Below are 5,303 nucleotides of genomic sequence, written 5' to 3' on the forward strand. Positions count from 1 at the left end.
ATAGATTCAAAGGAATTTAGCCATTTGAGTTCCGACTCTGGCTATTCTAGGAACTGACTTAATGAGTAAAATATGATGATAACGATGGATACTGTTGACCTAACCCAAGAAGAAGTTAGTTTTATAAAAACAAGACATGCTACAAAGCAATTAGCATTTGCATTATTATTTAAATGTTACCAAGGGAGTCATCAATTTATTGATGACCTAACCAACGTACCCGATTTTATTATTAATAAACTTGCTAATCTGCTTAATGTTCCTCCAACCATCGGAAAAGTATCATCAAGAACCTATGATAATTATATCTCCTTGATTAGGAAATATTTTAAAACCTCATTCTCTAAAAAAACGCATTATAAAGAGCTTGAAGAATGGATTAAAAACGAGTTACTACCAACCAATTATTTAGCCGACGAGGAAATAAAAAACCTTGCCATACACTATTTAAAAGAAAGAGGCATTGAGTCATTTAAAGAAAAAACGATGGCACGAATTATTCTTGATGCCACCAATGCCTTTGAGAATGAGTTGTTTGAAGAACTAAAGAGCACCTTATCGCCAGAAGATGAAGCACAGTTGAATGGGTTATTACTACCCTACAAAGATGGTTTATCTTATCTGGGCTGGATAAATAAAGAGATTAATAATCCATCACTTGATTCAATGTTGGACTTAATGGAACAACTATCCATATTGAACCGATTTAACTTTGATCTAGCCACAATTAGACTTATTCCAAGAAAAAGGATTCTCCATTATTCAGATGCATTTACGCGTTTAAATCCTAGTGACTTAAAGCAAATGACCGATAATAACCGATGCGCTCATTTGCTGATACATAGCCACATAAGAAAAGAGCAGCTTATTGATAAAATAATTGATATGTTCAATCGTATTATCCGTAATGTGATCCATAAATCAGAAAAACGTGTCGTTAAAAAGCTTATCAATGATGTAAAAAAAGTCTATGGTAAAGACACTATCCTTTTTAATATAGCGGAGGCATGCTTGGACCAACCAGATGGAACGATACGAGATAAAATTTTTCCTATCGTTGGCCAGGATAAATTAAGAAATATTATTGAGGAATATAAGAAAAAAGGACCAAAGTACCAGAGCCTGCTTCATCAACAGATTAGGAGCTCTTACGCAAGTTATTATCGACGTATGGTTCAACCTTTATTAGAAAACGTGGTGTTTCGTTCCAATAACTCAGAGCATCAGCCAATACTCAATGCACTGTCACTAATCAAAAAATATTTTGATAGCAACAGAGTCTATTTCCCGGATACTGAAGATGTACCAATGGATTGCTTGCCAGAAAAATGGCAAAAACGCATTATTGATCCAACTACTGGTAAAATTAAACGAATTTGTTATGAAGTCTATGTGTTAAAAAAACTTGCGGACAGAATTAGATGCCGTGAAATATGGATTGATGGTTCATTTAAACATCGAAACCCAGATGAGGATTTGCCGAATAATTTTGAAGAAAATAAGGAAGCATATTTTGAGGATCTTTCCTTACCTCTTGATAGTGATGTATTTATTGAGCAATTAAAGCAACGCTTATCAAGCGCATTAGCTGCATTAAATGATACTATTCCCCACAATACAAAAGTTAGAATTAGCTCCCAAAATGGCGGTTGTATTATCGTCACACCTCTTACACCTCAATCAGAATCAACCAACATTGGAATTATTAAAAAATATTTACAGGAAAAATGGGAAGGAACTAATCTCATTGACATGATTAAAGAAGTCGATTTAGAAAACCAGTTTACCCGTGATTTTATTTCCTATGGCCAAAAAATCTATTTAAAACCCCACGAAATATCAGAAAGGATATTACTTACTATCTACGGAATGGGAACAAATGTTGGGTTAAAACACATGTGCGCTGGAAACGCCCATATTGGTGAGCATCAGCTTCGACACATTAAAAACTATTTTTTATCTACTGACAATTTAAAAAATGCGTTAAGTAAAGTTGCAAATGCATTATTTATGATCAGATTAGAAGAGATATGGGGTGGTATGCCCATAGCTGTTGCTAGTGATTCAACGCAATTTTCAGCTTATTTTCAAAATTTGATTTCAGAATACCACAATCGCTATGGGGGAAGAGGTGTGATGATTTACTGGCATGTTGAGAAAAATGCCTGCTGCATCCACTCACAATTAAAAAGCGTATCAAGTTCTGAGGTTTCTGCCATGATTGAAGGAGTATTAAGACACTGCACGGAAATGTCAGTTCAAAAAAACTATGTGGATACTCATGGCCAAAGTGAAGTTGGTTTTGCCTTCTCACACCTTCTTGGATTTTCTTTAATGCCACGACTTGCCAATTTGAATAAACAAAAATTGGCACAATGTGAGCTTGGTGATTATCAAAAATATAAGAATCTACAAGCAGTATTGACAGACACCATTAATTGGCAATTAATTAAAGAACAATACAGTCAATTTGTAAAATATACTGCTGCAATGAAGGCAGGTCATGCCGATCCAGAGTCTATTCTTAGACGGTTTAATCAAAATAATCTGAAGCATCCAACGTATATAGCATTATCAGAATTAGGGAAGGTTTTAAAAACTATCTTCATCTGTAACTATTTAATGCACGAATCCATCAGACAAGAAATTCAAGAAGGATTAAATGTAGTTGAGCTTTGGAATGGCGTTAGTAAGTTCATTTTTTATGGTCGTGCTGGGGAAATTTCATCTAACCATGAAAAGGCGCAAACATTATCTGTAATGTCTTTACATCTTTTACAACTATCTATGGTTTATATCAATACGTTAATGATTCAACAAATTATCGAAGAGCTTGGGTTAAAAGATCAGCTGACAAAAGAAGATAAACGAGCATTAACTCCCCTTATTTATGAACATGTTAATCCGTATGGTTTATTTCCATTGGATTTATCAACAAGACTACCCCACCTTGATTATAAGGTAGCTGCATAATGGAACAAATCTCAGCTAAAAAAATGGCTCAAAAGGTTTCAAGTCTACTTAAGACACAAAATCCTAACTATGACTATCTTCGCGATGTATTCAGATTTGTGAGGGAAAATCTTAATATCGAAGTAACAACAACACCCAAACGCTTACCTTATGTTCCTACTGAAGATGAAATTAGGCTCTTTTACAAAACTGTTTGGGAATCTCACGATATTATTCCTATGCTAATTGTTAAAGTTTTACTTTATACAGGGATAAGGGTCAGTGAATTAATTAATATACAGTTATGCGACATTGATTTAGTCAATTGTCGAATAAAAATAAATCAGGGTAAAGGAAAAAAAGATAGAGTTGTTCCCTTTTCACCGGCATTTAAAGAAACATTAGCACTTCATTTAAAACAATATAAAAATGAAAACAGGATGTTTTTATTTGAATCAGGTTTTCGACGTCATTATACCGATCGTGGAATTAGAAAAATTCTTATGCGATATACTAGACTTGCAGGTATTGAGCGATCTATATCACCTCACAAACTAAGACATTTTTTATTTACTTGGCTTAAGAAACAAAACATTGATGATGCCTTTATTCAACCCTACTCAGGACACGCTAAAAGGGACTCTCTTGAAATATATTCAAAATTAAGCCTGGCTGATGCGCAAGATAAATATAATGATGTTATTGGGGATTTTCCGATCTAATTTTTTAGATTTTTGCGTCAGGGCGCAAGTTCCGGAGCGCTAGGCCTATCTGGAACTGTCGTGTTGCAAGACAATGGTGGTGATGATTTGACGATTAATAGCAATGGCTCATTTACCTTTGCCACACCCGTAGCTCAAGGCGCGACTTACAGTGTCACTGTACTCACTCAACCGTCAGGACAAACGTGCAGCGTAACCAATGGCAGCGGCACTATGGGTGGGGCGAACGTTACCAATGTGGGCGTCAACTGCGTCACGAATACGACCACGCTGAGCACGAGCGTCAGTCAATTGGCCTTAAGTGTTACAGGACTTACTGAATTTGGCGTCAGTGGAACGCCTTCTTCGGGGCTTGCTCGTGTGATTACCATTACCAACACAGGAAGTAATACTGCGGTTAATTTAGCAGTCACCCCACCGACTTGGCCCACAGGGACCTCAAACACCACAACCTGTGGCAGCACGTTGGCGGCATCGGGAAGTTGTACGATTACAATAACACCTGGTGGCACAGCCACCTCCGATGGCACCAATCCCTGTTCGAGTGGAACAGCTCCTGCTCCCGGAGCAGTTCAAGTGAGCGCTGACAATGCGACTACCGTGTCGAGCGATGTCGTCGTATTGGGCTATGGCTGTATTTATCAAGGTGGTTATGTGTTTGCTTTTGATGACACAACACCTAATACCGGCAGCGTAGGCGGGAAAGTGGCCACGACATCCGACCAGGCAGCTGCATACCCCGATGGCATTGTTTGGAGCTCCAACGGAGGTACTGGTGGTGGAAGTGGTGGTTTTGACCCTGCTGATACAAGCTATGATACCCTTCCTGGAATTGATGAGACATCCACGTCCGTAACAGGCTCGCCTACGTACGCCACATTTGCTTCATTTTTTTCAAGTACCTACACTAATACAAACCCGTTTACCTCCACATCCTTTGCCCTATGCAATGGCGCATTAGATGGCTTTTGTAATACAGAGAATATTCTGACGTTTTATAATCAATTCATTACCAATAATACGCTGGCAAACGGAGGAACCGCTCCCTTTACGGCATCCGCAGGACCCACTAACATCACTTACTATGCAGCAGGTTTATGCAAACAAACCATTGGCACGTACTCCGATTGGTACTTGCCCGCGATTTGTGAGATGGGCTATGGAAGTAGTGCTTGTGGCACTTCAGGTGCGCCGACGCTGCAAAACATACAATCCAGCTTGATTGATAGTAGTGGTCTTAGCGCTCCTGCAGGCTTCTACTGGAGTTCTACCGAGTTCTCGATCAATCCCCAGGACGTCGCGTGGATCCAGTTCTTTGCCTCTGGTGGTGGTGGTAGCGATCAGGGCTACGACTATAAGGTCGCTCAGCTTGGGGTTAGGTGTTCTCGGGCTTTAACCCTTTAACCCTTCATCCCTTTTCTTTTGACCTTGCTTTGCAAGACCTGCAAGGCGGGTCATTAATTTTAGGTTTTATTATGGCGTTGTATACAGAATGTACCGGTTTATCGCGATACGTACCAATTGATTTTAAGAATTTTTGAAATCACCAAGGAGTTTAGCAAAGAATACAAATTGGGGTTTAGGTAAGCAAATTACCATTTTATGCTGTGGCATATTATACGAATAATT

General features: G+C 38.5%; 3 protein-coding genes. All 3 read left to right on the forward strand.

Going from position 1 to position 5,303, the window contains the following annotated elements; translation table 11 throughout:
• Positions 1 to 72 precede the first annotated feature (72 nt).
• Genes Q0495_RS12045 through Q0495_RS12055 form a run of 3 tightly spaced genes read left to right on the forward strand, consistent with a single transcriptional unit; the run spans position 73 to position 5,078 of the window.
• Complete coding sequence (locus tag Q0495_RS12045) at positions 73 to 2,973, forward strand: Tn3 family transposase (protein WP_298626684.1); 2,901 nt, start codon at positions 73 to 75, stop codon at positions 2,971 to 2,973.
• Positions 2,973 to 3,674 carry a tyrosine-type recombinase/integrase gene (locus tag Q0495_RS12050; protein ID WP_298626687.1) on the forward strand — a complete coding sequence of 234 codons (702 nt, stop codon included), beginning with the start codon at positions 2,973 to 2,975 and terminating at the stop codon, positions 3,672 to 3,674. The genes Q0495_RS12045 and Q0495_RS12050 overlap by 1 nt, the downstream gene beginning before the upstream one ends.
• 60 nt (positions 3,675 to 3,734) lie before the next feature.
• On the forward strand, positions 3,735 to 5,078 hold the full coding sequence (locus Q0495_RS12055; protein WP_298626690.1) for a DUF1566 domain-containing protein: 1,344 nt from the start codon (positions 3,735 to 3,737) through the stop codon (positions 5,076 to 5,078).
• Positions 5,079 to 5,303: the final 225 nt, after the last annotated feature.

Origin of the sequence: uncultured Legionella sp., assembly GCF_937871865.1 — a bacterium.
Classification (GTDB): domain Bacteria; phylum Pseudomonadota; class Gammaproteobacteria; order Legionellales; family Legionellaceae; genus Legionella.